The organism is Bradyrhizobium cosmicum (assembly GCF_007290395.2).
GTDB classification, from domain to species: domain Bacteria; phylum Pseudomonadota; class Alphaproteobacteria; order Rhizobiales; family Xanthobacteraceae; genus Bradyrhizobium; species Bradyrhizobium cosmicum.
On the sequence record NZ_CP041656.2, the window covers coordinates 2,887,039 to 2,911,409 of the forward strand.

Genomic DNA, 24,371 nt, shown 5'->3' on the forward strand with positions numbered 1-24,371 from the left:
AGATGCTGCTGCTTCTCCTTCGCTCCACTTCGGCAGGCGCTGCCAGCGCGACCGCGTCGGTCGCTCTGGGCGCCCTGACGTCCTCGGCTGCCGCGGTCGCGATCGGCTCGGCCGCGGCCTCGCCGACGCTGGGCACGTTGACCAGCACGGCGACCGCCTCCGTGGTTGTCCAGGCGCAGGCTGCGGTCACGCTGGGCGCGCTGACGTCGTCGGCCACGGCGTCGACCGGCTCCGGCAATGCCGCCCTGGCGGCCACGCTGGGGGCGCTGACGGCCTCCGCGACGGCGGTGGTGATCGCGCAGGCGCAAGCCGCGCCAACGCTGGCGGCCCTCGCCAGCGCCGCCAGCGCGGCTGCGCCGGTGGCGGCGAGCGTCTCGGCGACGCTGGGTGCGCTGACGCTGGCGGCGACGGCTCAGAACGGCGCGGGCTTCTCCGCCAACGTCACGCTGGCAAGCCTGACGGTGGCCGCAACCGCGCAGGCACAGGTCCAGGCCAGCTGCAGCGCCACGCTGGGCGCGCTGACGAGCTCGGCGGCGGCGGCGGACCCGGTGGCCGCGACCGCCGGCGTCACGCTCGGCGGGCTCGTCGTTGTCGCCACCGCGACCACGGGGCCGACCGCGGCCCTGGCGGCCACGCTGGGCGCCCTGACGGCGAGCGCGCAGGCGAGGGCGATCGCGTCTGCCGCGGCGGCGCCGGTGCTGGGCGCGCTGACGATGGTTTCGACCGCAACCGCGCCGGTCGCGGCCAACAACAATTCGGCGCTGGGGGCGCTGACGGCGAGCGCGACGGCGACGGTGACCGCGCGCGCGGCCGCGTCCGTGACGCTCGCCAGCCTCACCTGCGCGGCGCGCCTCGGCTCGCCGAGCGGCAGCTTTGCGCTGTCCGAGCGGGTCGTCGCGGTCGATGCCGAGCGGCGCCGCGTCGCGGTCGACAGCGAAAGCCGGACCATCTCGGTTGCGGCTTAAAGAGGGGCAGTCATGAAAACCTGGCCGGCGAAAGATCCCGACGAGATCCTCGATTACGATCTCGACTGGACCATGCGGCTGTATTCCGCCGACGAGCTGGCCCTCGTTGCTCCCGATCTGCTGGGCCTTGTCCCCACCAGCGAGCTGGTGCCGCAGCCGGCGGACACCATCGCCAGCTCGAGCTTTACGCTGCCGTCCGGAACGCTGGTCGCCAACAGCTCGAGCTATACCTCGACGCACACCAAGGTGTGGCTGGCGGGCGGCGCCGAGGGCGAAAGCTACCTGGTGCAGAACCGCATCACCACGGCCGGCGGCCGCACCATGGACCAGACCGTCAAGCTCAAGGTCAAGAGCAAGTGACGTGGAGATCGAGCAGCTGGTCGAAAACGCGCATCGGCGCCTGGCGCTGCGCCGGCTGCTGATCGCGATCGAACGCAACCCGGATTTTTTGGAGGCTATCGACATGAACCGCACCATCAAGCGGCCGATCGAGCTGGCGGGCTTCGCCGGCCGGCTCAACCGCGCCGAAAAGCTCGAGAACGATCTCGCCGTCACCGGCCAGCGCTACGACACCGTACTGGCCGATATCGACGACCAGCACGCGGCGCTCAAGGGCCACGTGGGCTCGTTAGAGACCACGCGGGCCGCGCTCGACCAGGTCATCGGCCGCATGACTGCGAGCAATGGCGGCCCAAACGATGGCTCGAGCGAGCAGGGCGGTTCATTTGGCACGTTCGATGGCCAGGTCATTGACGGAAAGCCGGTCTGATGACCGCCGACGAGGCGCTCGACATGCTTCGCCGTCAGCTCGACGAGCACGGCGAGGATGTCATCATTCGCCGCTGGTCGGGGCCTGCCAATGCGCGGGTATCGACTGAGGCCATCGTGCGCGGCCGCCCGGTCGGGCTCAAGGCCGAGCAGCTGGTTGGCAGCATCCGGGCGGGCGACTGCAAGGTGATCGTCATCAATGATCCGGCGGCCAAGGTTCTGTCCGGCAAGGTCGCGTTGTCGGCGCTGCTGCCATTGACCACCAACGACAAGATCGAGGTCGGCGGCCGCGAGCTGGCGATCAAGTATCCCGACGACATGACGCGGCGCGTCGCCGGTGTCGTGACCGGCCTGGACATCTTTGCGGGTGGCTGATGTTTGATGGCTCTGTCGACGGGCTCGACCTCGATTTCGAGGTCCTGATCGCCGAGGAATTCTCGCCGGCGGCGCGCTCGGCGCGGCTGGCGGAATTCGCGCGCGAGCAGCTCGCCGCGGCCGAGCAGACCAACCGAGCCGCGCTCGGCTACGTGCCGCCGCACACCACGATCGTCGACGGCGCCGTCGGCGTGCGCGAGGACCAGGTCCGGCCCGATGGCGTGATCGTCTATTCGTTCGAGCTGCTCGGCGAGCTGTTCGGCTGGATCTCCGAGCAGCTGCGCACCTTCGCGCCGGTGTTGACGGGCGAATTTCGGGACTCGTTCCAGTTCTTTGCCGATGGCGTCCTGGTCGATCCGGCCGGGGAGGTGTCGCCAGCGCGGGAATACGTGTTCCTGTCGCCGCTGCCTTACGCGCGCAAGATCGAGGGCAGCTCTGGCAGGCCTCCGGAATCGCGCCAGGCGCCGCACGGCGTTTTCGAGGCCGTCGCCGCGCTCGCCGCAAAGCGGTTCGGCAACCAGGCCGTGATCCGTTTCTCGTTCCGGGCGCCGCTCGGAGGCGAGCTGATCTCCGGCAAGGCCGGCAACGATCTGCGCGTGCCGGCGATCGTCATCACGCTGCGAGGGTAGGGTGGCACGGCAAACCGTCATCGATGCCGTCACGGCGCGGCTCAAGGCCAATTTTACGCTTTGTGCCGTGCTCGACCAGGACGAGGCAGCGCAGCCGCCGGCGGACGGCGCGACCTTCCTGACGCTGCAGTTTCCCGTCGCGATCGAGCAGCAGATCTCGATCGGCGCGCCCGGCAACAACGTCTGGCGCGAAAGCGGCGCGTTCCGCCTGGTGATGAGCGTGCGCATCGGCGATCCGATCTCGCTGCCGAACACATGGCTGGATCAGGCGCGCGCGCTGTTCCGCGGCAAGCAGTTTGCCGGCGTCACCACCTTCGCGCCGAGCCCTGGCGTGCAGGGAGACGCGCAATTCTCCAGCGGCACGCGCGTCGAGCTGTCCTCGGCTGTGCCGTATCAGTCGGATTTTTTCGCCTAAACCCTAACCCTTTGGAGCTGTCACGATGGCTGATCTTCAGTCTACGAACCGCGTTGCGCTGGCGAAAGTCCGCGAAGCCACCTTCGGCGTCATCCCGGCCAACCCGGCATTCAAGGCGGTGCGCCAGACCTCGAGCAGCCTGGCCGCCAATCCGCAGACCAAGATCAGCGCCGAGATCCGCGGCGACCGCCAGGTGACCGACCTGATCCTGGTCGGCGAGGATGCCAGCGGCAATGTCGGCGGCGAGCTGGCGTTCGGCGTGGCGGATGACGATTTCGAGGAGGCGCTGCAGGGCACCTGGTCGAACAGCCCGTCGATCACGGTCGTGACCGCCGACACCGAGATCTCCGACGTCGCTGCCACGACGTTGACGGTCTCCGCCGGCGGCGCGCAATTCGTCGCGGGTATGCTGACGCTGACGCAGAACCTGCCGACCGCAGCCAACAACAAGCTCGCCAAGGTGGTCTCGTCGACCGGCACCTCGATCGTCTATCCGGCCGCGACCTATTCCGCCGATGCCGTCATTCCGGTCGGCGCCAGCGTGCGCCAGGTCGGCTTCGAGGGCGCCAGCGGCGACATCACCGCGGTCACCGCCGGCGGCAATGGCCTGGCCTGCACGGCGGCCGATTTCACCACCTTCGGCATGGTGCCGGGCGAATGGGTCAAGGTCGGCGATGGCGACAACGCCAACTGCTCGTTTGCCGGCACGGCGGCCAACAATGATTTCTGCCGCATCGCCTCGGTTGCCGCGAAGAAGGTCACGTTCGATCGCGTGCCGGCGGGCTGGGCCGCCGACACGGGCACGGGCAAGACCATCCGCGTCTTTACCGGCGATTTCCTGACCAACGCCTCGACCAAGCGCTCCAACACCATCGAGCGCCAGTATCTCGATCACTCGCCGGTCACCTACGAATATCTGCGCGGCATGACGCTCAACACGCTGGCGATCGAGGCCAAGCAGCAGGACATCGCGACCTACACCAAGAATTATATCGGCCGCGACGCCTATCTGCCGTCGCCGATGGCGCGGGTATCAGGCGCGACCGATGTCGCCGCGCCGAGCTATGGCGTGCTCAACACCTCGACCAATGTCGGCCGTCTCGGCTTCGATGGCTCGGTCATCACGGGGCCGAATTTCGTGATGCAGGCGACGATCAACATCAACAACAATCTGCGGGCGCAAAAGGCGATCGGCTCGATCGGCGCGGTCGGCATCGGCAACGGCGAGTTCAACGTCTCCGGTTCGCTGCAGACCTATTTCGGCGATCCGTCGATCTATCAGAAGATCGTCAACAACACGCTGACCTCTTACGACCAGCGCGTCGGCCGCAGCGACGGCAACCGCGAGACCATCGTGATGGATCTGCCGGCGATCAAGATGTCCGGCGGTTCGCCGTCCGTCTCCGGTAAAAATCAGGACGTGATGATCGATGCGCCGTTCACGGCCATCCGCCATGCCACGCTCGGCTACACCATGTCGGTCGGCCGGTTCTGGTATCTGCCGACGAGCTGACGCGTAGCGGCATGCTCAACGCGACCGGCGCCGCAGCTTGCGGTCGCCGGCGCGCACCTCTCCACCCACGCAGCAAAACAGGAGGCACCTTTGAAGCTGTCAGCCGTCAAGAACGATTCCAGGCTCGCCGAGCAGGGCGATTGGGTCGACAAGATCCCGAACCTGCCCGGCGTCCGTCTCAAGGTCCGCGGTGCGCACAACAGCGATTACCGCATGCTCGAGGCCAAGCTGACCCGCGAGATCCCGCGCTCGGACCGGATCGAGGGGCTGAAGCCGGCCGAGCAGGACCGCATCCTCGCGACGTTGCTGCTCGAGACTGTCCTGATCGACTGGGACGGCATGACCGAGGACGACGAAAAGACGCCGATCAAGTACACGCGCGACCTCGGCGAAAGCCTGCTGTTCGATCCGGATGCGCGTGACTTCCGCGAGGGCGTCGCCTGGGCGGCCGAGGTCGTCGCCAACCGCCGCAAGGCCGAGGGCGGGCTCGAGGTAAAAAACTGATCGACGTCCTGACCTGGCAGCTGGATTGGGCGGACAAGATCGATGGCATCGTCGCGGCGGCGACAGGGGCAGGCATTCCGCTGTCCTCGCTGCCGTGCGTTGCCAGCCGGGTCGATCTTTTCCCGCATCTGGCTTTCGAGGCTTACGCGTTTCGTGAGCTGTCGACCGATCGCCCGGTTGGCTTCGATCGCGGCGTCATTCCCTGGCGCTCGATCGACGCTTTCGCCGAGCGTTACGGCCTGGTCGGTGACGAGTTCGATCGCCTGGTCGGCATCATCCGCGCGATGGATGCCGCCTATCTCGGCCACTTGAAAGCCAGAGAGCAAAATGCCGACGCTTGACACCATCCGGACGGTTACGGTTCGCGGCCGCGACGAGGGTCTCGATCAAACGCGGGCCGCGCTCGACCGGCTGACGCAGTCGATCAACGCCGCCAACCAGAACCTGTCTCAGACGAGGTCGATCGCGAATGACAACCGCGAGGGCTGGTCGCTGACGGGCGAGGGCGCCGCGTCGGCTGCGAACCATCTGCGCCAGGCTGCCGAGGCCGCCTATGCATTCTCGCCGGCGTTCCGCGGCGTCGTCAACGAAATGGCCGTGCCGGCGCTCAAGGGCGCCGGCGTGGCGCTGGAGGGCGTTGCGACCGGCATCGTGACGGCGACCAATGTCGCCGGCACGGGCCTGGTGCGGCTCGGCACGGCGGCCGAGACCTCGTTACCGGCCTTCGCCGCGCTCGCCGGCAACGTCAAGGTTGCCGGCGCAGCCATGGAAGCTTTCAGTCCGACGCTGGGCGGCGCCGCGACCTCGATCATCGCGCGCCTGCTGCCGGCGCTGTCTCTGCTCGGCAAGGGACTGCTGATCTATGACGGCATCAAGCTGGTCACCGAGGCCTGGCGTCTCGGCAATGAGAGGCTCGCCGAATATGTCGCGCTGTCTGAAAAGGCCGCGGCATCCGGTGTGTCGACCGAGTTCTATCAGCGTATCGCCAAGGCGGCCGAGGATGCCAAGACGCCGGTCGCGGCGCTGACCGAGGCATTCAAGCAGCTGAGCGCTGCGGCCGCGCCGGTGCTTGGCGGCTCGACTGCTCAGAACCGGCTGGACGAGCTGGTCAAGGCCGGCAACTTCTCCGGCAACAGCGGCGTTGGCGCGCTCAAGGGCGCCAATTCGAACGAGGAACGGCTGCGCGCGCTGTCGGACCTGTACGACCAGGCGCTCGAAAAGGGCCAGCGCCTGGCCGCGCTCGATATCGTCAAGGCCTTCGGCGGCGACCAGCTCGCGGCCAGTCTCGCCAAGGATTCCGGCTATCTCGACAAGATGCTGGAATCGGCCGACGAGATCTCGGCCAAGGAGCTGATCTCGGCGGGCGATATCCAGCGCGCCGTCGACCTGCAGAACCGGCTCGACGCCGCCGAAAAGATACTCTCGCAACGCTGGCATCCGGTCCAGGATCTGCTGACGCAGCTCGGGATCAAGATGAAGGAGATCTGGGTCGACATCGTCGAGGCCATCGCCAAGGCGGCCGATGCGGTTTTCAAGGTCGGCGAACGCATTGCGGCGGCGCTGGCGCCTCTGCTCGAATTCATCCAGACCGCCGGCCAGCTGATCGGCAAGGCGGCGCCCTATATTGCGCAGGCATCGCCTGTCGGCATCCCGCTGGCAATCGGCGCGGCCTCGATCGGCGCGCTGTCGACACCGTCGAGCGGCGTTGACCAGGCCGAGGCGCAGCGCGCGGCGCTGATGGCGGACGCGCGCCGGCGCCTGGCCGAGGGCCTCAACCGCATGAACGATCGGTCGAAAGCGCCGCAGGACGACGTCGCCGGCGCCTACGATCGCGCCAAGGAATCTGTCCTCAAATATATCGAGGTCACCAAGGCTGCTGCGCAGACGGTCGGCGAGTCCGCGGCCGCGCAGGAACGCGCCAAGGTCGTTGCGCAGTTGACGGCCGCGGCAATGAAGGACGGGACCACGATCACGGCGTCGATGCGCGAGGAGATGCAGCGCCTGTCCGAGCAGGCCGGCAACGCAGCCGAGGCGCTGGAAAAGGCCAAGATCGCGTCCGACATCAAGTTCGATCGCGCGACCGCGTTGCTGTCGCCGCAGGACGTCCAGATCGCGCGGCAGCTGCGGGGGCTGTACGGCAGCGACATTCCGGCTGCGCTCAATTCGTCCTATGCGGCGGAGATCCGCTTCAACAGCGCGATCCGCGAGCTGTCCTCGCTCGGCCAAGAGGTCAACCGCGGTTTCCTGACGGAGTTGGGGCAGAACCTGCGGAACGGCCAGAATTTCTGGCAGGCGTTCGAGGCCGCGGGCCTGTCGGCGCTGGGCAAGATCGCCGACAAGCTGGCGGCGATGGCAGCCGACCAGCTGTGGCAATCCGCTTTCGGCGGCTCCGGAGGCGGCACCGGCGGCCTGCTGGGCCTGCTCGGTGGCGGGGGAGGGTCCGCAGGTAGCGGCAGCGTGGCGACCTGGTCCTCCGGCCTTGGCGCCGGCACCGGGGGGTTGTCGATCCCGATGTATGCGAGCGGCACCAATTCAGCGCCGGGCGGCCCGGCGATGATCAATGAGGATGGCGGCGAGATCCTCGACCTGCCGTCCGGCACGCGCGTCATTCCGCATGACGTCTCGATGGCGATGGCGGGGCAGGGGGCGCTCGGTGGTGGCGCCAGCAGTGGTGGTGCGCAGGCGGTGCATGTGTCGGTCGGCGTCACCGTCGATGACGACGGCAAGCTGCAGGCCTACGTCAAGAACGTGTCCCATGCGACCACGGCTCAGGGCATCAGTGCCTACGCTAGCAGTCCGCAATTCGTCGACCATGTCGGCGCGGCCGGCAACAAGGCGAGGGCGCGGCGGCTATGAGCATTTCGTTCCCGCTTACCGATCTGCAGACGCTCGTCCCGATCGCCAGCCAGAGTTTTCCGCTGGTCTCGCGTCAGGAACTGTCGCGGCTCGCCAGCGGCGTCACCATCGGCAAGGATCTCGGCTCTGCACTGTGGATGCCGGAGTTCTCGACCGACACCATCGACAACGACGACGCCGTTGCCTATGAGGCGCGGCTCAATTCGCTCGACGGTGTCGTCAACATCTTCACCGCCGGCGATCTGCGCCGGCTCTATCCGCGCAGCCATGCGGATGGTGTCTTCAACGACACCGGCGTGCTGGCCTCGGTCAATGCCAACAACAAGGCGCTGGCGCTGTCGGGGCTCGACCCGTCATTTGCGCTGTCGATCGGCGACTATCTGGCGTTCGATTATTCCGGCGGCCGGGCCCTGCACCAGGTCGTCGAGGCCGTGACCGCCAATGGCAGCGGCACCACGGCGCAATTCGAGGTGCGCCCGCATATCCGGCCCGGCTTCTCGCTGTCGGCGGCGGTCACCCTGAAGAAACCGAAGGGCTATTTCATGCTGGTGCCTGGCTCGGTGCAGGCCAGCACCAACGGGCCGGTCAGCTCGGTGATTTCGTTCAAGGCCGTGCAAGTTCTGCCATGACCCGCTCGCTCGCATCCGGCAACTACACCGCGTTGCAGGCGCGCCGCCTGATCGCGCGCGATTTCGTCTGGTTCGTCGTGCGCGACCGCTCGACCGGCAATCCCGTCACGGATGGCTACTGGTCGGATGTCGGCTCGATCTCGGCCGACGTGATCGACCCTGAGACCGGCAGCACGGTGACGCGGACATTTGCCGGCGCGGCCGGGCTGGTCGAGATCTCCGACATCCCGGTCGTCTCCAACCTGACGGTGCAGACTATCACCATCACGCTCGCGCAAGCGGCGAGCCGCGTCAACGATCTGGTGCGCACCTACGACTGCAAGCAGGGCAAGGTGCAGGTGTTTCGCGGGCTGTTCGATGCGTCGACCCGCGTCATGGTCGCGCCGGCGTTTCCGCGCTTTGCCGGCACCATCGACGAGGCGCCGGTCACGACGCCGAAGGAAGGCGAGACCGGCGACGTCACGCTGACCTGCACCGGCAACACGCAGGAGCTGACGCGCTCCAATCCGGACACGCGCTCGGATGCCTCGCAAAAGCTGCGCGATCCCGCCGATGATTTCTATCTGCACACGGCGACGGTGTCGGAGTGGCAGCAATATTGGGGCAAGGATCCGGGCGTGCTTGGCGTCACCGGCGGCTCGCCTGGCCTGGTTGCGCTCACGCGCGGCGCGGGGCTGGTCCGATGATCCGTCCGGCGGTCATGGCCGACGCGGCGCGGGCGATCGAGCTGTTGCATGCCTCGCACGATGCTGCCGGCTTCAACGGCGGCGCCGGCTTCGCCTTTCCGTTCGTGCCGCGTTACGCCGAGCGGCTGTTCGTGACCCATCTCGAGATGATGAACGCCTGCTGCCTGGCGCTCGACGTCGGCGGCGTGGCGCAGGGCCTGCTGCTGGCGGTCGCGTCACAGCATCCGTTCGGTCCGGTCTGGCTGGCGCGCGAAACCGTCTGGTGGATCGATCCTGCCCATCGCGGCCGCGCGGCGATCGCCATGCTTGACGCCTATGAGGCCTGGGCCAAGGGCAAGGGCTGCGCCTTCACCGGCATGGCCGGGATGGGCGAGGACCCGGATGTCGCCAGGCTTTACGTGCGCCGCGGCTATCAGCGCGCCGAAACCCATTTCCTGAAGGCGATCTGACGTGGCGATTTTCACGGCTATTGCAGCGGCGATCGGCCTCACGGGGTTCTTTGCGGCGGCGTTCGTCACGGCCGCCTCGCTCGCGACCTCGATCGGCCTGTCCTATGCCGTCCGTGCGCTGTCCGGCCAGCCCAAGCAGTCGACCGACAGTTTCGGCGTGCAGGGCAAGCTCACCGGCGGCGGCGACGTGCCGCGCTCGTTCGGGCTCGGCCGCCACGTCACGGCTGGCTCGCTGGTCTATGCCAACACCTGGGGCAACGGCTACGACACGCCGAACGCCTTCCTGACGCAGGTCATCGCGCTGTCGGATCTGCCCGGCGAGCGCCTGGTCGGCATGTGGGTGAACGGCGCCAAGGTCACGCTGGCCGAGGGCGATGCCAAGGCATCCGTGCTCGGCGCCGGCTCGCAGGGCTACGCCGTGCCGGAGTACATCCGCCCGCACAACGGCGAGGGTGCGGCGGTGCCGCATCTGTGGGTGAAGTTCTACGACGGCAGCCAGACCGGCGCCGACACCTTCACCTTGAGCGCGTCGTCGGCCGAGCGGCCCTATACCGCGGCCCATGTCGGCAAGGGTGTCTGCTACGCCGTCGTACATGCCTTCAACGACGAGAATCTGTGGAGCGGCTTTCCGACCCTCAAGTTCGAACTGTCCGGCGTGCCGCTCTACGATCCCTCCAAGGATTCGACGGTCGGCGGCTCCGGCGCGCATCGCTACGGCGATCCCTCGACCTGGGGTGGCGACGGCGACGATTTTCCGGTCGTGCAGATCCACAACATCCTGCGCGGCTTCTCCTATAACGGCATCTGGCTGTACGGGCTGCAGAACACCTCCGCGGCGCGGCTGCCGGCCGTCAACTGGATCACGCAGATCGGCAAGTGCCGTACGACGGTCGTCGGCGCCGGCGGGCCGGAGCCGACCTATCGCACCGGCGGCCAGATCGATGTCAACGCGCAGCCCGCGAACGCGATCGAGGCCATCCTGACCGGCTGCCAGGGCCGCCTGTCGGAGATCGGCGGCTTCTACAAGATCCATGTCGGCGCGCCCGACACGCCGAGCTTTACGTTCTCCGACGACGACATCCTGTCGACCGAGCCGCAGACCTATCGCCCGTTCTTTTCGCTGTCCGACAGCGTCAACGGTATCCAGGCGACCTATCCGGATCCGGCGCAGGGCTGGAACAGCGCGACGGCGCCCGCCTATTACCGGACCGACCTCGAGGCGCGGGACGGCGGCCGCCGGCTGATGGCCAATCCGGCGTTCGATTTCGTGCCCTATGCCGAGCAGGTGCAGCGGCTGCAGAAATCGGCGATCGAGGAGGCGCAGCGGGCGCGCACCCATGCCCTGACCTTGCCGCCGGCGTTCTGGATCGTCGAGCCCGGCGACGTCGGCGAATGGACGTCGTTGCGCAACGGCTACAGCGCCAAGCAATTCCGCGTCGACTCCGCGGTCGACAAGGCCAACCTCGACGTGATGCTCGCCATCACCGAGGTCGATCCGTCCGATTACGACTGGAACACGGGAACGGATTTCACGCCGGTCACCGGCGGCGGCACCGTCTCCAATCCGCCGGCGCCGCAAGGCATCGCCAGCTTTGACGCGCTGCCCTATTCGCTGGTCGACGACAGCGGCATCATCCGCCGGCCTGCGATCCTGATCTCTTGGGACGGCTCGCAGCCCGGCATCAGCGGCGTGCAGTTCGAGGTGCGCCTTGCCTCGGACGGATCGAGCGTCACGCGCGGCCGCACCGATCGCGTCACCGCCGGCAATCTGATCGTGACGCAGTCGATCCTGCCCGCCGTCACCTACCAGGTGCGCGGGCAATACATCCCGTCGGCGCCGCGCGACATGCTGTGGTCGGGCTGGATCACGGTGACGACGCCTGACGTTCGCTTCACGCTGGCCGAGTTCGATGCCGCCGTCGCAGCGCAGGTGACCACGCTGCAGAACCAGCTCAACGACAATCTCGCGCTGGTCGAGCAGACCATCGCCAACGTCGCCGCCGGGCTTGCGGCCCGCGACTGGCGCGACAAGAAGGAATTGCGCTCGCAGCTCTCGGCGCGGTCCGATGATGCGCTGGCGCAGATCGACGACGTCCGCACGGTCGCGGTCGACACGCAGACGGCATTCGCATCGTTCTCGACGACGGCGACGGCGACCTTCGGCTCGACGACCGCCTTTGTCAGCCAGACCGCCGCGGCGATCGCAACCTATGACGGCTGGGGCGCGGCGCAATATGCCGTGACGCTCAACGTCGACGGCTACGCCACCGGCTTCAACCTGGTCAACGGCGGCAGCGGCACCTCGGCTTTTACGATCGTCGCCGACAAGTTCCAGGTGCAGCTGCCCGGCTACAATGGCAGCGCGCCGCAGCCGGTGTTCACCATCGGCACGCTCAACGGCGTCGCCGCGGTCGGATTGACCGGCAACGTCTATCTCGACGGAACGCTCAATGCGCGCGCGATCGTCGCGGGCTCGATCCTTGCGTCCAAGATCGCAGCCGGCGAGATCACCTCGGATTCCGGTGTGATCGGCGCGCTGGCGCTGAAGTCGCTGAGTATCGCCGACAATGCTGCGACGGTGCCGGCGATCCAGATCCTGGCCTCGAATACGTCGATCAGCGGTGGCACCAACTTTTTCAACTTCAATCTCAGTGTCGACACGACGGGGCTCTCCGGCAAGACCATCCCGATCTTTGCCAGCATCACGTTCAAATTCAGTTGCTCCTATGCCGGGGCAGGCACGCAGACGACGACATTCTATCTCTATGTCAATGGAAGCATCGTCGATCGGCTCGACCTGCAGTGCGTCGCTGGGCTTTACATTCTCTCGATGTCCGGTGGGCGCAGCATCACGGGAACGGGTGGCATCGTTTCCGTGCCGATCGTGGTTCAGGGCTTCGCGGGCGGCGGCGCCGATGTCGTCAATGCCAATGCCTGCGTGTTTGCGATGGCGGCGAAGCGATGAACATCCATTACGACACAGCGACCGGGCAGATCGTCTCCTACGGGTTCGGCGCAGACCATGGCGACGGGTTCGAGACGAGCCCGTACCCGAATTGCAGTGTGGCGATCATTGACGACCAGCCGATCGACGCGCGCGCGCAGAAATTCGATCCCGTCACGTGGAAGGTCGTCGACAAGGACGTGCCGGACCCCGAGCCGGACCAGGTGTGGCGGATTCGCGAGCTGGTGCGCGCGGAGCTGGGGGCAACCGACAAGTTCGCGCTGCCTGATTATCCGGTCGCGGACGCCGATCGCGTCGCATGGGTGGCGTATCGCAAGGCGCTCAGGGATGCCTCGAAGGGCAACGCCACGGCCGCGGCGATGCTGGCAGCGATCCCGCTGCGGCCGGACGGCAGCGATCCGGCGGCGCAGCTGCGCGCGCTGCTGGCTGGCGGGAATGACAACGGGGTGACTCCATGACGGCTCTTTCCAGCTATTCCACTGGCACGGTCGCGGTCTCCGCGGACGGCACCGCCGTCACCGGCACCAGCACGCTTTGGCTCACCGCGGGCAACGTCAAGCCCGGCGACGAGCTGGCGATCGGGCATTTCCGCAGCCGGATCACCGACGTCACCGACGACACGCACATGGTCATCACGCCGTGGCCGGGATCGACGGTGAGCGGCTCGGCATACACTGTCTGGAAGGTGTCGCAGCAGCGCATCGTCGGCGAGACCTACGCGCGCGACGTCGACCGGATGGTCGGCGCGCTCAACACGTCAGGGTATTTCGTGTTCGTCGACATCGGCGCGACCGCACCTGATCCTTCGCTCGGCGATGACGGGCAATTCGCGTTCCAGCCGACCACGGGCAAGACCTGGGCGAAGTCGGCCGGCGTCTGGTCCTTTCTCGGGTTCTACAAGGCGTTCAACCTGACCGGCGCCTATAACGGCGCGACGGTCTATTCCTACGGCGACGTGCAGGTGACGGCAGGCTCGTCCTACATCTACATCAACGCCACGCCGAGCGCCGGCCACACCGCGCCGAACCCGACCTATTGGCAATTGCTCGCCAGCATCGGCGCTACGGGCAATACCGGGGCGACCGGTGCGGGCTATGGCGGGACGTCGACGACGTCGCTGGCGATCGGGACCGGCTCGAAAGTCTTCACCACACAGGCCGGGCTTGCCTACGCCAACGGCGCCCGGGTGCGGGCGTCCTCGGCCGCCAACACCGCCAACTGGATGGAAGGGCGCGTCACCTACAGCGGCACCACGCTGACCATGACCGCCGACAAGACCGGCGGCAGTGGCACGCTGGCCGACTGGAATCTCAACGTCACCGGCGAACCTGGCGCCGGCGATCTTCTCAGCACGAACAATCTGAGCGATGTTGTGTCGGCCGACCAGGCGCGGGCCAATCTTGCCGTGGCTGGAAGGAACTATCTGCTCAATCCATCGGGTGAGATCGATCAGGAGGGCGTCGGCGGCGGGGTTTCCCGGTCCGACGCGACTTATGACTTCGACCAGTGGTTGGCGCTGACGCAGTCAAATCCGATCACCGTCAGCTTGGTGGCGGATGCGGAGAACGGAACGCCGTTCATGATGCGGGGCCTGCAAGCCAATGCGACCGCGCAGCGGTTCGGCCGTATCCAGTGGATCGAGTCCAGGGATTGCAAAGAGCTTCGCGGCCGCGCGGTCACACTATCGGCGAGGGTGCGGATGTCGGCAGCGACGACGCTGCGATACGCAATCGTGGAATGGACGGGAGCGGCGGACACCATCACCAAGGACGTCATTAACGACTGGACCAATAGTACCTTCACTGCTGGGCAGTTCTTTACATCGACGTCAACGACGGTCGTAGCGACCGGATCGCAGGCTCTCGCGGCTAACACCCTGGCGAACATCTCACTGAGCGGCACTATATCCGGCTCGATGAACAATCTGGCCGTAATATTCTGGACCGACAGCGCCCAAGCGCAGAACGTGACGCTCGACATAGGTAAGGCCAAGTTAGAGCCTGGTTCGGTCGCAACGTCGTTCGCTGCGCCACGCTATGAAGATGAACTGCTGCGCTGTTGCCGGTACTTCGTGGCCATTACAACTCAGTCGTTCTTTGGTGGTGGAACCGTGCGTGTCGGTGGAACGGATATGTATGCTTACATGGCGATTCCGGCGCCAATGCGGGTGCTACCCACAGTCTCGATCACGGGAATGAACGTTGTGGTTGGCGATACGGTGACGGCTCTTGCGAGTCTGACCGCATCCAAGCAGACGGGCAACATGCTGACGCTTGTCCCTCACACCTCCACGTCGGCGGGCTCGACCGCTGCGGCGATGGTTTTCTATAATTCGACAACGCAGAATTCGTTGAACGCGCGGATTTAAAGCCGACTATCGAGGCCGCCCTCGGCTCCGACGTCGGCTGACGCACCAGCGTTTCTATTTGGACATCGATAGGGGTACATCACATGCTCGACCTGCATGGCATTTCGCGCGCGTCGTTCGATCTTGTCGTCGCCGAGGAGGTGACGAGCCAGGCCGTCTATGAGCGGAAATACCGCCACGCGCTGGAATATCCCGGCGAGCAGAGCGGCCCGACCGGCGGCATCGGCTACGATTTCGGCACGCAGACCAAGCCGCAGATCCGCGCCGACTGGGCCGACAAGGTCGACGCCGCGATGCTGAGCATCCTGCTCGGCGCCTCCGGCAAGCGCGGCGAGGCGGCTGCCGCCTATTGCCGCGCGACCCGCGGGCAGGTCGACATTCCCTGGCTGGTCGCGCTCGACGTGTTCGCCAATCATGACCTGCCGCGCTATCTCGCCATCCTCGAGCGCTATTGTCCCGGCGCCGGCGAGCTGGGGCCGGACTGCAAGGGCGTGCTGTGGTCGATCGCCTTCAACCGCGACGCCGCGGGCTTTGTGAAGCCCGGCCCGCGCTACGCCGAGATGCGCGAGATCCGCGCCTGCGTCGCCGGCGGCGACCTTGCCCGCATCCCCGGCCTGATCCGCTCGATGCAGCGGCTCTGGCCGAAAACCTCCGGCCTCTATCGTCGCCGCGAGCTTGAAGCGCGGCTGTTCGAGAAGGGCCTGGCCGAGCACCATCCGGACCAGCATGAAAGACTCGAGCACGTCGCCCCGGCGCCGGATCCCGATGTCGTGGTGCAGGTGCAGGCGCGGCTGCGCGAGCTGGGCTATTACGACACGGGCGCCGTCGACGGCCAGCTGGTGCCGAAGGGGCGCACCGAGGCGGCGATCCTCAGCTTTCGGCATGAGCACGATCTGCCGTTGGTGCCCGGCATCGACGACGATCTGCTCGCCGCGCTGGCGCGGGCCGAGCCGCGGAAGGTCGCGGAGGTTCGCGCCAACGCCACGACGCAGGATCTGCGCGAGCAGGGCGTCGAGACCATCTCCATCACCGACCAGGTCAAGCGCTGGGCCGGCAGTCTGTTCGGCACGGGCGGCAGCCTGTCGCTCGCCGGTCTGCTGGCCTGGATCACCGACAAGGCGTCGGCGGTGTCGGGTGCAAAGGACGCGGTCGGCGGCCTCGGCATTCCGCCGCAGGCGATCGTCTGGCTGCTCGCGGCCGTGGTGGTGCTGGCGATCGTCGCCGGCCTCGGCGTGCTGATCTGGTCGGTCGCGCACAAGATCGAGGTCAAGCGCCTGGCCGACTACCGCTCGGGCAAGAACACATGAGCGGCGCGGTCATCGCTGCGATCGTGCAGCTGCTCGGCCTCGCCGGTGTCAAGCTGTCGCCGTTCAAAGCCGGCGCGCTTCTGGCCGGCGTGCTCGCGCTCGTCATCGGCATCGCGGCCGTCGCCGCGGGTTTCCACCTCTACAACGCAGGCTATGCGGCCGCGGACGGCGCCTGGCGCGAGAAGGCGCTCGACGCGCAGCTGGCGGCCGCGCGCAAGGATCTCCTCGAGGCCAACCGCGCCGCCGGCGATGCCGTGCTGCGGGCGAAGGCGATCGAGCAGCAGGCAGAGCAGGAAAGGGTGGGGACAGATGCCTATGTCGACCAATTGCGCAAGCAGAACGAGGCGCTCGCTGCGGCGGGCAAGCCGAACGTCTGTGGTCTTACTTGCGATGATCTGCGCGGGCTGCGCATCAAATCCGCTGCCTGCCCCGCTCCGGCGGGAGCTGCCGGCGGCGCCGGCGCAGATCTTCGCGCCCGTTGGCGATCCCAGCGCAAGCCTCAATAGCGACGCACGCGAGCGCCTGGCGCGCACGCGCGATGCGCTGAAGGAAGCCAACCAACGGATCGAGGCCGGGCACGCCTGGTACGACGGCGTGCGGCAGAGCTACGGCGGCGAGGCGAAATAACCGATGCAGGAATGGTCAATCATCCTGTCGGCGATGGGGCTCGCCGTCGTCATCCTGTCCAGCGTCATCGGCCTGGTGTGGAAGCTGTCGCGGATCGAGCTGGCGCTGCGCTCGGAGTTCGGCAAGGCGGTCTCGGACTTCCAGGACGAGCACACGCGCGAGATCGGCGAGATGAAAGCGGCGCACGCCAAGGAAACCGCCGAGCTGCACGCCAAGGTCTACCAGGTCGAGATCTGGGCGCGCGACGAGTTCGTCCGCAAGAACAGCTTCGAGATCGTGGTCGCGCGGATGGAGCGCGGCCTGTCCGAGCTGCGCGGCGACATCACCGGCCGGCTCGACAAGATGTCGGAAAAAATGGATCGCCAGAAATGAAAACCGAGCCGCAGATCCTGCGCCACGCGCTCGACCAGGTCGCATTCAGTGCGGCCAGCATCAAGGTCCTGGTCGCGCTCGCGATCGGCATTGCGCTGATCGCGCTGTTCGGCGCCATCGCCGAGGCCCGGCGCCGGCCGACCTCCGCTGCGGCTTGGCTCGCCGGCGCCGCGATCGTGGCGGCGATCGTCGCAGCCGTCCTGGTCGGCAGCGTGACCGCGACCTACGCCTGACGGGTGTCTTGAGAGATCCGCGCCGGGCGGTTTCCCGGCATCACAAGCAGGAGAGCCAAGATGGCTTCTGTCGATAGCGCGTCCGATCAGCGGACCGTCAACAACACGATGCGGCATCAGTATCGCGTGCTGAGCGATGCCGAGAAAGCGAACATGAGCGCGATCAAGGACAAGGGGCTGGAGCTGCTCGAGCTGATCTCCGGCATGGGCAACAGCCGCGAGATTTCGATCGCCAAGACCAAGACCGAGGAAGCTGTCATGTGGGCGGTGAAGCACATCACTGCCTGAAGGGTGAGGGGACCTCGACGTCCCCTCGCTTCACGGTTTGCGAGAACCTCCAAAGACTGGCCCGGCGCGAGGTGCCCCTCGCGGCCGGGCTTTTTGCTGTCTTTCGGTCGAGGGAGCCTAACAGATCACCAGTTGGCGATGTCTTCGTCGCATTGCGCGTCATGGCGTCGGCGCTCGCTTTCCGACAGCGTCTTCCGATAGGCTCGCTCGGCGAGGATGGACCAGATGCAAAGCGCGGCGATCGGGCCGAGCACGGCAACGCTTATGCAGAGTTCAATCCAGGGGTTATGGAGGTCCATCCGGCCAATACTCGCTGTAGGTGCGATTGGATTATCGCTCACGCAAAGCGGAGGCGCACTAGAATCCAGTTTGGCGCGTGCGTCCAGCCATATCTGCTACCGGATCAGGCGATATCGCTTCACGGCCTTCTTCCGCTCGACGGCCGGCGCCGGCTTGCCGGCACTGAGCGCCTGCAGCATCCCGATCCGGGCCAGCATGGGATCGCCGTCGCGCTCGGCAACCAGCATCAGGGCCTCGGTGGCGGCCTGCCATTCCGGTCGCTTCTGCGTCGCCGCGGGCAGCGCGGCGATGTAGGCGCCGGCGTCGCGCAAGGTGACGAGTTCGCGGCGGCCGGGCAGCGCGATCGGCGTGTCGAACGGCGCGGACCAACCCATCAGGCACCGATGCCGCGGTGAGCCGTGTGGATGTGCGCTTCGCAGGCGATGGTGATGGGCTCGCCGCAAAAGCAGGTCGACCGGCCGTCGATATTCTGGGTTGGCATCCGGCAGCCCTCGGCCCACATCCGGCGCTTCCATGCGTGGAGGTCCCGATCGCGGCGCCACGTCTCGAAATGAGCCTCGGCCAGCCCCTGCGCGATCTGGTGCCAGGCCCGTTCAAATCCGGCCCGGGCGTCCTCGAAGGTCGGCGCCGAACTGGATCTGTGCAGGCCTACGTCGAGGCCAGGGTAAAAGCCGACGCTCCAGAACCATTGATCGCTGCTCGAGGGGACACCGGAGCATCGGCCGATGGTGCCGATCCGGACGTCCTCGCGGTAGACGTGCCAGGTGTCCGGATTGTCCGGGCTGCGGCGGCGGGTGAGGGCGGGCATGGGCGGATTATCGCATGGGAACGCGGCGTGAACAAATTCCCCCGCTTTTCCCCGTATCGGCATGTCGTGTTTGGGGAATGTTCCGTGTCGACGCGTATCGAAACGTCGTCAGTCATCTGGCTATACCGCTTTGATTCCACGGGAATTTAGCGGTTTTGCGCGCTTCCGAAAAAGTTGCGGCCAGGCTTTGGGGGAAGCCTGGCCGCGCGCGAACCGGTCTGGGACGGGGAGGGGTGGGGATGTGACCGGGTCGCGTAACCTGTTGTCTCGTTCCTACTGATCGAGCTACTGATCTCTTGCGCTGGCGGTGGAAACCGCCGGCTTGGTATCGCCCAGCGAGACCCAGACGTTGGGATCGCTCTGCGACTGGCGCTTGACGAAGCGGTAGCCGGTCTCCGTCCAGGCAACGACGCTCTCGTTCTGATTGTCGAGAACGAACTCGCCCTTGTCGGTCTTCACCGTCAGCACCGCGTGCCCTTCGCCCTTCTTGTCGCGCACGACGGTGATGAGCAGGGCCTCGCGCGGCCATCCGGCATCGATCAGCATCTTGCGCTTCAACAACACGTAGTCTTCACAGTCGCCGTAACCGTCGGTCGGCAGCGACCACTTCTCGATCACGCCCCAGTGCTCCTGGTCGGTCAAAGGCTTGACGGTCTCGTTGACCCAGCGATTGACCTTGATGAGGTCGCGCCATGCGGCCTGCGACATCACGATGTCGCGCGGCTGCGTCGGTGCGCCCTGGCACTGCGCGGCGTTGTCCGCACAGAACTCGACCCAGCCGATCGGCGCACGCGTGGTGTCGCCGAGGCTCGCATAGAGCAGGCGGCTTTCACCGGCCTGCGCTGTCGCGCCGATCCCGAAGAGCATGACGGCCAGCGCCAAACCCTTCCCCTGTCCCCTGAAGTCCAACATTGCGGCCCCCGTTTCTTGTTGGGACCACAATGCGCATGGAGCTTTTGAGCTGCCGCTAAGTCAACCAAGTCAAGTCGAGACGAATGCAAGTAAAATGCGCGGCGAATACGATCTATACTTGATTCAAATACGCATAAAATTCGACATGACTCCATTTGATTCAAATTTTAGGAGTTAACTCGGAAACGCTGGTGGAGCCGCGGTTTCCGCACGCAAAGGGCCCCTCGTTAACGCGCGCGCGGTCCGCCACCAGGCATGAAAAAGGCGGCGTCCGCATCGCGGAGGCCGCCTTCAGGGCTGGAATTCCCCTGGTTTTGAGGTCCTTGCGCTTTACCGCGCGGTAACGCTCTCTTCGAGAGTCTCGATCGGCTGCGAGTGCAAGAACTCCAGCGCGAAGCCGTCTTCGAGGTTTCGGACCACCCGGCCCTGGACCCGGCCGAGCAGAACCGTCGATTTCAGCGGCGGGCGGTTTTCCGCGGCAATGGCGGCGCCGGACAGCGAGAGGTCGATGATGCGACAGGTCATCTTGGTGCCGTCCTCGAGCGTGAGCACCGCGATCGGGTTGCGCGGCACGATACGGTCGTGGCGGCGGTCTTCCGGCAGATTGAGGATGTCGCGGTTGGCAAGCCAGGTCAGCTGCGCCGCGAGCTTGTCGCGCTTGCGGGGCGTCGCACCCACCGTCATGGCGAAGCCATTGTCGATGATACGGGTGATCTTGCCCTCGACGCGGCCGATATGGTCGAGATAGGCGACCACGCGGTCGCCGACATTGCCGATGCCGGGCGCCAGCAGGGCGAGGCCGCCGGGTGACATGTTGATCACCTGGCAGGGGAATTCCCGGCGGTCCGGCAGCATGTAGCGGCCGAGCAGGTGAACCTTCACCCGCTGGAAACGCCGACGTTCCTCGGCGGCCGGAAGAAATTTTTTGTTCGCCAACGCCATTTTCAGCACCCGACTCCCCGCCCGGGCGGAGTCCGGGACGACCCTAAGGTGCACAGGGTTAATGCCGCGTTAGGATTGGACGCGTCGATGACGGACAGACACAATCCGTTCAAGAAACCACATCAAGGGCGGGCAGGCCGGTCAGGCCCGGCCTGCTCCCCGACGATACAACCACAGCAGCAGCGCCAGCAGAACCGCGGCCGACAGCCCGAGCGACCAGTGAATGCCGATCGCCGCGCCTGATACCCCGACGGTGATGCCGCTGAAGGCCCGCATGCCGAGCCCGGCCATATTATAGAGCCCGACGACGCGGCCGCGAATGTCGTGCGGCGCGTTCAGCTGCACCAGCGCCTGCGCCATGGTGTTGAACGACAGCTCGAAGAAGCCCGCGAAGAACAGCAGCACGATCGCGACGGGATAGATCCGCACCGCCGCGAAGCCGAGCAGCGCCACGCTCCACAGCATCGCGAGCGTGATCGCGGTGCGCGGCGTGCCCTTCAGCCGTCCCCAGGATTCCAGCGCGAGGCCGGCGAGCAGGGCGCCGCCGGCATCCGCCGCCAGCAGCACGCTGTAGGAAACGCCGGGATCGCCATGGCCGAGATCGCCGGCAAAGCCCGGCATCTGGGCGTGATAGGCGTTGCCGATCATGAAGGAGGTGAGGCCGGCAAGCCACGTCATTGCGGTCAGCACCGGCTGGGTGCCGATGGCGCGGATGGTCAGCATGATGTCGGCGAAGCCGCGCACGGCAAAGCGCCTGATCGCGATGCTCTTGTCGCGCACCGGCGCCCAGAACAGCCAGATCAGCATCGGCAGATAGAACAGCGTGTTGAAGATGATGCCGTGCGAGGTGCCGAGTGTCAGCATGATGATGCCGCCGACCGCCGGCCCGACCAGGATGCCGAGATAGCGCGCCATCGCGTTCAGCCGCACTCCGCTCGGTAGGTCCGCCGGGGCGACGAGGTCGTAGAGCAGCAGCTGGTTCGGCGTCTGCCACAGCACGCCCGCGCAACCGTGGATCACCAGCAGCAGCATCGCGTGCCACATCTCGATCGTGTCGGTAATGAAGAAGAAGCCCCATCCCGCCGAGGCCACGATGAACAGCAGCATGCCGCACTGGATGATGCGGCGCGGATCGAACCGGTCGGCGAGCCCGCCGACCGCGACCGAGAACAGCAGGAACGGCAGCCAGTGCGACAGCACGGCAAATCCGCCCAGCGTCGGCGAATGGAATTTCTGGAACACCACCCAATAGCTGATCACATGCTCGATATTGTCGGCCATCATCGCCAGCACATAGGCGATGAACTGGAGCCGGTACGGCACGGACTTCATCGCCGCGAACGAGCCGGACGCCGCGACGGGATTTTGGGGGAGGGGGTTCAAGCGGGCACCTGGGTGGGACTTGAGCCGTGCCTACACGCTCGCTGGTGAGTGCTCAAGACACCGGATGTGCTCGGACATCAGCCATGCACTGCGCGCCACACACGCTACCGTCATCCCCGCGCAACCGCGACGCGGTTGTCGCTGGAGGTGCGAGCGAAGCGAGCCTCGAAGGATGAGCACGGGCGCCTGCGGCCCATCCTTCGAGGCTCCCCTTGCGACGCTGACGCATCGCAAGCCTCGCACCTCAAGATGACGGCCGTGGTTGTGGTTGCTCCTTACGGGCTACAACGGCGTACCTTGGCAGCACCGCGCGTCTCGCATACGCTTCGCCTCAGCCCGCATCGCCAATCATAATAGACGGGCACTGAGGAAACAGCCATGGATCAAATCCGCGTCTGCACCCACGCTGGGCCGGGCTCGGAGCCCGTCATCCGCACCGTGCCGTGGCCGAAGGTCGGCCGCAAGGCCGCGCTGATCAAGATCGGCGCCTGCGGCGTCTGCGGCACAGATCTGCACATCCTGAAGGGCCATTGGCCGAAGCCGCTGCCGTGGCCGTTCACGCTCGGCCACGAGCTCGGCGGCGTCATCGTCGAATGCGGCGACGAATTCACCGAAGACTTCATGAGCAAGCCGCTCAAGGTCGGCTCGAAGGTGATGATCCCGCCGCTGATGCCGTGCGGGCGCTGCTACTACTGCATCCACTATCCGCAAACCGCCAACAAATGCCTGACGCCGGTCTATTACGGCCGCTATCTCGGCTTCGACAAGGCGCCGCACATGTGGGGCGGCTGGGCTGAATATGTCTATGTCGATCTCGACATGCTGCCGGGCACCAAGATCTACAAGCTGCCCGACGACATGTCGCTGCGATTGGGCGCGTTGTCCGAGCCGCTGACTTCCTGCATCCGCGCCTTCAACCGCGCCAGCCGGGCTGGCGGTTTTTCCTGGGGCAACACGGTGGTGATCCAGGGCTCGGGCCCGATCGGCATTCTGGCGGTCGCAGCCGCGAAGGAGATGGGAGCAGGGCGCGTGATCTGCGTCGGCGCGCCGGAGGAACCGCGGCTCAAGCTCGCGCGCGAGTTCGGCGCGGAGGCGACGGTCAATATCGAGGAGGTGACATCGCCGCAGCAGCGCATCGCCCGTGTGCGCGAGATCGTCGGCGGCTACGGCGCCGATCTGGTGATGGATTGCTCCGGCCACCCCTCGGCCGGCCCCGAAGGCATCGAGATGCTGCGCGACGGCGGTACCTATGTCGAGATGGGCCAGTTCACCGACGCCGGCTCGATCGACACCTCCTGGCATCGCATCTGCACCAAGGACCTCAATTTGCTCGGCTCCTGGGGCTTCACCGCCAACGATCTGCCGCTCGGCGTCGACATGCTCTACCGCACGCGTGACAAATATCCGTGGCTTAAGATGCAGACGATTTATCCGTTCACCGAGGCGGGCGTCGCGCAGGCGGTGAGGGATGCGATGGCGATGAAGACGGTGAAGTCGACGATTGTGCCGTGGCCGGAGCTGGTGGAATAGATATGCCGTCCATTCCGCACGATCTCGCGGCGTTCCTGGTCGAAGCCAAGCGGCGCACCTATGCGGGGCTCGATGACGACGCGACCGTGGTCACTCCGGTGCTTGCCGGGTCCAAGCAGCTTGAGCATCGCGCTGCGCCTTATGCCTATCGCGACATCTATTTCGGGATGGGATTTTTCGTCGGGCAGGAGACGGTGTCGCGGGCTGACCGCGTCATCTGGTCGATGAGCTACAGCGGCGGCGCCTGCGCGGACATCACGGACCGGGACACTTTCCTCGCGATCTACAAATTCCTGCGGCAGGCGCTGCTGGGCGTATCCACAGGGGAGCCCTATCGGGGACCGCGCCTGTTCGAGCAGGCGGGCCTGATCTACCGCAACGAGGTCGAAGGTTCGCTCGATCGCTTTCACGGCGTCGAGAGGATCGAGCGCCGTGATGGCGCGCTGCTCTACGAGCTGCAATATAGTGGCGGCCTGCTGCGATAGTTATTGAACTTGTAGCCCGGAGCGAGCGAAGCGTAATCCGGGATTCTCGCCCGTGGCTCTCC

The 24,371-nt window shown here is 66.3% G+C and carries 29 protein-coding genes; 23 read left to right on the forward strand and 6 right to left on the reverse strand.

Features of this window, described 5'->3' with window-relative positions:
* Positions 1–2: 2 nt before the first annotated feature.
* The 21 genes from FNV92_RS13705 to FNV92_RS13800 all read left to right on the forward strand — a co-directional run bounded on the left by FNV92_RS13705 (position 3) and on the right by FNV92_RS13800 (position 17,949).
* Positions 3–965, forward strand: coding sequence for a hypothetical protein (locus tag FNV92_RS13705; protein ID WP_143840589.1), 963 nt, complete (start codon positions 3–5; stop codon positions 963–965).
* 12 nt (positions 966–977) lie between these two features.
* Positions 978–1,325 (forward strand): phage fiber-tail adaptor protein, encoded by a 348-nt coding sequence (locus tag FNV92_RS13710; RefSeq protein WP_143840588.1) that lies wholly within the window; start codon positions 978–980, stop codon positions 1,323–1,325.
* Between the two features lies 1 nt (position 1,326).
* Positions 1,327–1,734: a hypothetical protein gene (locus FNV92_RS13715; RefSeq protein ID WP_143840587.1), complete on the forward strand. Its 408-nt coding sequence runs from the start codon at positions 1,327–1,329 to the stop codon at positions 1,732–1,734.
* Positions 1,734–2,108 (forward strand): hypothetical protein, encoded by a 375-nt coding sequence (locus FNV92_RS13720; RefSeq protein WP_143840586.1) that lies wholly within the window; start codon positions 1,734–1,736, stop codon positions 2,106–2,108. Before FNV92_RS13715 ends, FNV92_RS13720 begins: the two co-directional genes overlap by 1 nt.
* Positions 2,108–2,737, forward strand: a complete 630-nt coding sequence (locus FNV92_RS13725; RefSeq protein WP_143840585.1) for a hypothetical protein — start codon at positions 2,108–2,110, stop codon at positions 2,735–2,737. Before FNV92_RS13720 ends, FNV92_RS13725 begins: the two co-directional genes overlap by 1 nt.
* A gap of 1 nt (position 2,738) precedes the next feature.
* The gene (locus FNV92_RS13730; protein ID WP_143840584.1) at positions 2,739–3,152 is read left to right on the forward strand and encodes a hypothetical protein; all 414 of its coding nucleotides are present in this window, start codon (positions 2,739–2,741) and stop codon (positions 3,150–3,152) included.
* Between the two features lie 25 nt (positions 3,153–3,177).
* Positions 3,178–4,665, forward strand: coding sequence for a phage tail tube protein (locus FNV92_RS13735; RefSeq protein WP_143840583.1), 1,488 nt, complete (start codon positions 3,178–3,180; stop codon positions 4,663–4,665).
* Between the two features lie 90 nt (positions 4,666–4,755).
* Positions 4,756–5,169 carry a hypothetical protein gene (locus FNV92_RS13740; RefSeq protein ID WP_143840582.1) on the forward strand — a complete coding sequence of 138 codons (414 nt, stop codon included), beginning with the start codon at positions 4,756–4,758 and terminating at the stop codon, positions 5,167–5,169.
* Between the two features lie 158 nt (positions 5,170–5,327).
* Positions 5,328–5,510: a phage tail assembly chaperone gene (locus FNV92_RS34690; RefSeq protein ID WP_465038565.1), complete on the forward strand. Its 183-nt coding sequence runs from the start codon at positions 5,328–5,330 to the stop codon at positions 5,508–5,510.
* Positions 5,497–8,025 carry a hypothetical protein gene (locus FNV92_RS13745; RefSeq protein WP_143840581.1) on the forward strand — a complete coding sequence of 843 codons (2,529 nt, stop codon included), beginning with the start codon at positions 5,497–5,499 and terminating at the stop codon, positions 8,023–8,025. Before FNV92_RS34690 ends, FNV92_RS13745 begins: the two co-directional genes overlap by 14 nt.
* Positions 8,022–8,654 carry a hypothetical protein gene (locus FNV92_RS13750; RefSeq protein WP_143840580.1) on the forward strand — a complete coding sequence of 211 codons (633 nt, stop codon included), beginning with the start codon at positions 8,022–8,024 and terminating at the stop codon, positions 8,652–8,654. Before FNV92_RS13745 ends, FNV92_RS13750 begins: the two co-directional genes overlap by 4 nt.
* Positions 8,651–9,340, forward strand: a complete 690-nt coding sequence (locus FNV92_RS13755; protein ID WP_143840579.1) for a hypothetical protein — start codon at positions 8,651–8,653, stop codon at positions 9,338–9,340. The genes FNV92_RS13750 and FNV92_RS13755 overlap by 4 nt, the downstream gene beginning before the upstream one ends.
* Positions 9,337–9,789: a GCN5 family acetyltransferase gene (locus FNV92_RS13760; RefSeq protein ID WP_143840578.1), complete on the forward strand. Its 453-nt coding sequence runs from the start codon at positions 9,337–9,339 to the stop codon at positions 9,787–9,789. The genes FNV92_RS13755 and FNV92_RS13760 overlap by 4 nt, the downstream gene beginning before the upstream one ends.
* A gap of 1 nt (position 9,790) precedes the next feature.
* The gene (locus tag FNV92_RS13765; protein ID WP_143840577.1) at positions 9,791–12,754 is read left to right on the forward strand and encodes a phage tail protein; all 2,964 of its coding nucleotides are present in this window, start codon (positions 9,791–9,793) and stop codon (positions 12,752–12,754) included.
* A complete protein-coding gene (locus FNV92_RS13770; RefSeq protein ID WP_143840576.1) occupies positions 12,751–13,212 on the forward strand; it encodes a phage tail assembly chaperone in 462 nt (153 codons plus the stop codon). Before FNV92_RS13765 ends, FNV92_RS13770 begins: the two co-directional genes overlap by 4 nt.
* Positions 13,209–15,122, forward strand: a complete 1,914-nt coding sequence (locus FNV92_RS13775; RefSeq protein ID WP_244623701.1) for a hypothetical protein — start codon at positions 13,209–13,211, stop codon at positions 15,120–15,122. Before FNV92_RS13770 ends, FNV92_RS13775 begins: the two co-directional genes overlap by 4 nt.
* An 83-nt stretch (positions 15,123–15,205) precedes the next feature.
* On the forward strand, positions 15,206–16,429 hold the full coding sequence (locus tag FNV92_RS13780) for a peptidoglycan-binding protein (RefSeq protein ID WP_143840575.1): 1,224 nt from the start codon (positions 15,206–15,208) through the stop codon (positions 16,427–16,429).
* Entirely contained in the window at positions 16,426–16,935 is a 510-nt protein-coding gene (locus FNV92_RS13785; RefSeq protein WP_143840574.1) for a protease IV, read from the forward strand. The genes FNV92_RS13780 and FNV92_RS13785 overlap by 4 nt, the downstream gene beginning before the upstream one ends.
* Positions 16,936–17,059: 124 nt before the next feature.
* Positions 17,060–17,428, forward strand: coding sequence for a hypothetical protein (locus FNV92_RS13790; RefSeq protein ID WP_143840573.1), 369 nt, complete (start codon positions 17,060–17,062; stop codon positions 17,426–17,428).
* Positions 17,425–17,661: a hypothetical protein gene (locus FNV92_RS13795; RefSeq protein ID WP_186355489.1), complete on the forward strand. Its 237-nt coding sequence runs from the start codon at positions 17,425–17,427 to the stop codon at positions 17,659–17,661. The genes FNV92_RS13790 and FNV92_RS13795 overlap by 4 nt, the downstream gene beginning before the upstream one ends.
* Before the next feature lie 60 nt (positions 17,662–17,721).
* On the forward strand, positions 17,722–17,949 hold the full coding sequence (locus FNV92_RS13800; protein WP_143840572.1) for an Acb2/Tad1 domain-containing protein: 228 nt from the start codon (positions 17,722–17,724) through the stop codon (positions 17,947–17,949).
* A 125-nt stretch (positions 17,950–18,074) separates the two neighbouring features.
* On the opposite strand, the gene FNV92_RS13805 is transcribed toward FNV92_RS13800, so the two are convergent.
* From FNV92_RS13805 to FNV92_RS13830, 6 genes are all read right to left on the reverse strand, one after another.
* Entirely contained in the window at positions 18,075–18,203 is a 129-nt protein-coding gene (locus FNV92_RS13805) for a hypothetical protein (protein ID WP_283812516.1), read from the reverse strand.
* A gap of 141 nt (positions 18,204–18,344) precedes the next feature.
* A complete protein-coding gene (locus FNV92_RS13810) occupies positions 18,345–18,623 on the reverse strand; it encodes a hypothetical protein (RefSeq protein WP_143840571.1) in 279 nt (92 codons plus the stop codon).
* Positions 18,623–19,057: a hypothetical protein gene (locus FNV92_RS13815; protein ID WP_143840570.1), complete on the reverse strand. Its 435-nt coding sequence runs from the start codon at positions 19,055–19,057 to the stop codon at positions 18,623–18,625. The genes FNV92_RS13810 and FNV92_RS13815 overlap by 1 nt, the downstream gene beginning before the upstream one ends.
* A 285-nt stretch (positions 19,058–19,342) precedes the next feature.
* Complete coding sequence (locus tag FNV92_RS13820) at positions 19,343–19,969, reverse strand: transglutaminase-like cysteine peptidase (protein WP_168213726.1); 627 nt, start codon at positions 19,967–19,969, stop codon at positions 19,343–19,345.
* Between the two features lie 330 nt (positions 19,970–20,299).
* Positions 20,300–20,911, reverse strand: coding sequence for a PilZ domain-containing protein (locus FNV92_RS13825; protein WP_027536189.1), 612 nt, complete (start codon positions 20,909–20,911; stop codon positions 20,300–20,302).
* A 141-nt stretch (positions 20,912–21,052) separates the two neighbouring features.
* Complete coding sequence (locus tag FNV92_RS13830) at positions 21,053–22,243, reverse strand: MFS transporter (RefSeq protein ID WP_143846324.1); 1,191 nt, start codon at positions 22,241–22,243, stop codon at positions 21,053–21,055.
* Between the two features lie 429 nt (positions 22,244–22,672).
* On the opposite strand from FNV92_RS13830, the gene FNV92_RS13835 reads away from it, so the two are divergent.
* Both FNV92_RS13835 and FNV92_RS13840 read left to right on the forward strand, forming a co-directional pair.
* On the forward strand, positions 22,673–23,824 hold the full coding sequence (locus tag FNV92_RS13835; RefSeq protein WP_143845999.1) for a zinc-binding dehydrogenase: 1,152 nt from the start codon (positions 22,673–22,675) through the stop codon (positions 23,822–23,824).
* A gap of 2 nt (positions 23,825–23,826) precedes the next feature.
* Entirely contained in the window at positions 23,827–24,309 is a 483-nt protein-coding gene (locus FNV92_RS13840) for a DUF5680 domain-containing protein (RefSeq protein WP_143845998.1), read from the forward strand.
* The last annotated feature ends 62 nt before the right edge of the window (positions 24,310–24,371 follow it).

Excerpts from the sequence above, each read along its gene's own strand:
- FNV92_RS13710 (WP_143840588.1), top strand. The coding sequence starts at position 978 with ATGAAAACCTGGCCGGCGAAAGATCCCGACGAGATCCTCGATTACGAT.
- FNV92_RS13830 (WP_143846324.1), bottom strand. The coding sequence starts at position 22,243 with ATGAAGTCCGTGCCGTACCGGCTCCAGTTCATCGCCTATGTGCTGGCG.
- FNV92_RS13725 (WP_143840585.1), top strand. The coding sequence starts at position 2,108 with ATGTTTGATGGCTCTGTCGACGGGCTCGACCTCGATTTCGAGGTCCTG.
- FNV92_RS13840 (WP_143845998.1), top strand. The coding sequence starts at position 23,827 with ATGCCGTCCATTCCGCACGATCTCGCGGCGTTCCTGGTCGAAGCCAAG.
- FNV92_RS13785 (WP_143840574.1), top strand. The coding sequence starts at position 16,426 with ATGAGCGGCGCGGTCATCGCTGCGATCGTGCAGCTGCTCGGCCTCGCC.
- FNV92_RS13790 (WP_143840573.1), top strand. The coding sequence starts at position 17,060 with ATGCAGGAATGGTCAATCATCCTGTCGGCGATGGGGCTCGCCGTCGTC.
- FNV92_RS13755 (WP_143840579.1), top strand. The coding sequence starts at position 8,651 with ATGACCCGCTCGCTCGCATCCGGCAACTACACCGCGTTGCAGGCGCGC.
- FNV92_RS13775 (WP_244623701.1), top strand. The coding sequence starts at position 13,209 with ATGACGGCTCTTTCCAGCTATTCCACTGGCACGGTCGCGGTCTCCGCG.
- FNV92_RS13815 (WP_143840570.1), bottom strand. The coding sequence starts at position 19,057 with ATGCCCGCCCTCACCCGCCGCCGCAGCCCGGACAATCCGGACACCTGG.
- FNV92_RS13780 (WP_143840575.1), top strand. The coding sequence starts at position 15,206 with ATGCTCGACCTGCATGGCATTTCGCGCGCGTCGTTCGATCTTGTCGTC.
- FNV92_RS13760 (WP_143840578.1), top strand. The coding sequence starts at position 9,337 with ATGATCCGTCCGGCGGTCATGGCCGACGCGGCGCGGGCGATCGAGCTG.
- FNV92_RS13720 (WP_143840586.1), top strand. The coding sequence starts at position 1,734 with ATGACCGCCGACGAGGCGCTCGACATGCTTCGCCGTCAGCTCGACGAG.
- FNV92_RS13820 (WP_168213726.1), bottom strand. The coding sequence starts at position 19,969 with ATGTTGGACTTCAGGGGACAGGGGAAGGGTTTGGCGCTGGCCGTCATG.
- FNV92_RS13800 (WP_143840572.1), top strand. The coding sequence starts at position 17,722 with ATGGCTTCTGTCGATAGCGCGTCCGATCAGCGGACCGTCAACAACACG.
- FNV92_RS13750 (WP_143840580.1), top strand. The coding sequence starts at position 8,022 with ATGAGCATTTCGTTCCCGCTTACCGATCTGCAGACGCTCGTCCCGATC.
- FNV92_RS13795 (WP_186355489.1), top strand. The coding sequence starts at position 17,425 with ATGAAAACCGAGCCGCAGATCCTGCGCCACGCGCTCGACCAGGTCGCA.
- FNV92_RS13735 (WP_143840583.1), top strand. The coding sequence starts at position 3,178 with ATGGCTGATCTTCAGTCTACGAACCGCGTTGCGCTGGCGAAAGTCCGC.
- FNV92_RS13810 (WP_143840571.1), bottom strand. The coding sequence starts at position 18,623 with ATGGGTTGGTCCGCGCCGTTCGACACGCCGATCGCGCTGCCCGGCCGC.
- FNV92_RS13770 (WP_143840576.1), top strand. The coding sequence starts at position 12,751 with ATGAACATCCATTACGACACAGCGACCGGGCAGATCGTCTCCTACGGG.
- FNV92_RS13745 (WP_143840581.1), top strand. The coding sequence starts at position 5,497 with ATGCCGACGCTTGACACCATCCGGACGGTTACGGTTCGCGGCCGCGAC.
- FNV92_RS13705 (WP_143840589.1), top strand. The coding sequence starts at position 3 with ATGCTGCTGCTTCTCCTTCGCTCCACTTCGGCAGGCGCTGCCAGCGCG.
- FNV92_RS13825 (WP_027536189.1), bottom strand. The coding sequence starts at position 20,911 with ATGGCGTTGGCGAACAAAAAATTTCTTCCGGCCGCCGAGGAACGTCGG.
- FNV92_RS13835 (WP_143845999.1), top strand. The coding sequence starts at position 22,673 with ATGGATCAAATCCGCGTCTGCACCCACGCTGGGCCGGGCTCGGAGCCC.